Annotated in this window: 1 pseudogene; it reads left to right on the top strand. The window is 48.1% G+C overall.

The features are described from left to right. Positions 1-143, top strand: a pseudogene (locus tag BHE89_RS27265) (RNA-guided endonuclease TnpB family protein); the annotation flags it as partial. Between the last annotated feature and the right edge of the window lie 127 nt (positions 144-270).

The raw sequence follows: 270 nt of genomic DNA, 5'->3' as shown, positions 1-270 counted from the left end.
AATGTGGAGTTGAACATGACCGAGATATCAATGCGGCAATCAATATCCGACACAAGGGCATATTGGAATTACACGCGGCGGGACGCGTCGTTTCAGCCCATGGAGACCCGCGTAAATCCGTCGTACAGAGGGTTGCGGTCTGAGAAGTGGGAAGCCTCGCCGTTTACGGCGGGGGAGCAGTCACTACGGATCCTTATTTTAAAAATCATTATGTTGAAGCGAGAAAATTAGCAACAATCGCAGAAAATAAAGGAAGCGCAAGAGGAAAAA

The organism is Shigella sp. FC1967, assembly GCF_001743005.1.
Taxonomy (GTDB): domain Bacteria; phylum Pseudomonadota; class Gammaproteobacteria; order Enterobacterales; family Enterobacteriaceae; genus Proteus.
The sequence above is the reverse complement of the archived record's forward strand: the minus strand, read 5'-3'. Positions and strand labels throughout refer to the sequence as shown.